Here is a 2215-nt window from a genome sequence, read left to right on the forward strand (position 1 = left end):
ACACCGACAGCACCGACTCGGCCTGGCAGGTCCCGGTCTACGGTGACGACGCCGACGAGCCGTGCCACGACGACAAGTTCGCCGACTCGCGCTGCCTGCAGACCTGGCGCTGGAATCTCGACTATGTCGTCGACGCGCACGGCAACACGATGACCTACTACTGGGGCGTCGAGACCAACCGGTACGGCGCGAACCGCGACGACAAGTCTGTGCAGTACGACCGCGGCGGCTACCTCAAGCGCATCGAGTACGGCGAGCGCCTCGGCGACGAGCGCGAGACGACCGCGCCGGCGCGAGTGGTGTTCTCGGTCGCCGAGCGGTGCAAGGGCGACGACGCCGACTGTGAGCCCGGGGATCTGAAGGAGGGCACCGCCACCCGCTGGCCCGACGTGCCCTTTGACCAGATCTGCACCGACGACGAGAGCTGCGAGGAGCAGTGGTCGCCGACGTTCTTCACCCGCAAGCGGCTGAAGTCGGTCACCACCCAGGTCCTGAAGGGCGCCGACTACAGCAACGTCGACACGTGGGAGCTGGACCAGTCGTATCCCGACCCGGCCGACGCCTCGACGGCGTCGCTGTGGCTGGACTCGATCACCCACACCGGTAAGGCCTCCGGCGCGGACATCGTGCTGCCGAAGACGACCTTCACCAAGATCCCGCTGGACAACCGCGTCGACCGCGACGGCGACGACCGGCTGGCCTTCAAGAAGTTCCGGATCGGCGCGATCCAGTCGGAGTCCGGCGGTCTCGTCTCGGTCAACTACGCCAAGACCGAGTGCACTTGGCAGGACCTGCCGACCCCGGAGACCAACACCCGCCGCTGCTACCCGTCGTTCTGGTCGACCGAGGGGCAGATCGGCGAGGACACCGACTGGTTCCACAAGTACGTGGTCGAGTCCGTCGTCGAGAACGGCCGTACCGGCAACAGCGTCGCCAAGGTGACCAGCTACCAGTACCTCGGCGGTGCCGCCTGGCACTACGACGACAGCGAGATCACCAAGGCGAAGAAGAAGACGTGGAGTCAGTTCCGCGGCTACGAGACCGTGCGCACGATCGTGGGCGGCACCGGCACAGCCGACCGGCTGCGTACCGATGCGACCTTCCTGCGCGGCATGGACGGCGACCGCAAGAACGCTGACGGCGGCCGCAAGGCCGAGACAATCACCGCCAGCGACGGTACGGCGGTCACCGACAACGACCGCTACCAGGGCTTCCTGCTGGAACAGCGCACCTTCAACGGCGAATCCGGCACGGAGATCTCCGGACTGGTCAACACGCCGTGGCTGTCCGAGCCGACCGCGACCGAGGGCAACGACGAAGCCCGGCTGCTGGCCATCAAGAAGGCCACCAACCGTACGGCACTGGACGGTGGCAAGGTGCGCCGCACGGCCGTCGAGCACGAATACGACGGCTACGGCATGCTCAAGTCCTCCGACGACAAGGGCGACCTGGACGTCACCGGCGACGAGTCGTGCACTGAGAACTGGTACAACCGCAACGTCGACAAGCGACTGTTGACCCTGGTCAGCCGGGTCCGCACGGTTTCGGTGGCCTGTGCCGCGACCCCGAGCCTGCCGGCCGACGCGGTCTCGGACGTGCGCACCTCCTACAGCGGTGGCGCCTTCGACGACACGCCCACCAACGGCGACGTGACCCGCACCGAGCAGGCCGAGTCGTACACCAACGGCCAGCCCACCTACCTGAAGGTGGCCAGCTCCAAGTACGACAAGTACGGCCGGCTTCGGTACTCCTACGACGCCGCGGACCACCAGACCGAGACCAAGTACCTCCCGGCCGAGGGCGGCCCGGTCACCGGCATGTCCGTGACCAACCCGCTCGGCCAGTCCACCACCTCGACCGTCGACCCGGCCTTCGGCCTGGTCACCCAGACCAAGGACACCAACGACCAGCGCACCGCCCTGCGGTACGACGCACTCGGCCGTCTGATCAAGGTCTGGCTGGCCGGTCGTACGGTCGACACCGACGTGCCCGACATCGAGTACGTCTACTCGATCCAGACCGACAAGCCGGTTTCCGTCATCACGAAGACGCTGACCCCGAACGGCGGCGTCCGTAGCTCGTACGCGCTGTACGACGGTCTGCTGCGGCCGCGCCAGAACCAGGAACCGTCGCCGAACGTCGGCCGGATCATCACCGACACCCAGTACGACTCGCGCGGCCTGGCCGTGGAGCAGGCGGGCCCGTTCTTCAACAA

Annotated in this window: 1 pseudogene; it reads left to right on the plus strand. The window is 67.2% G+C overall.

Features of this window, described 5'->3' with window-relative positions:
* Positions 1–2215 (plus strand): annotated as a pseudogene (locus tag DMB66_RS59585) (RHS repeat protein); the annotation flags it as partial.

It is taken from the genome of Actinoplanes sp. ATCC 53533 (assembly GCF_003947245.1).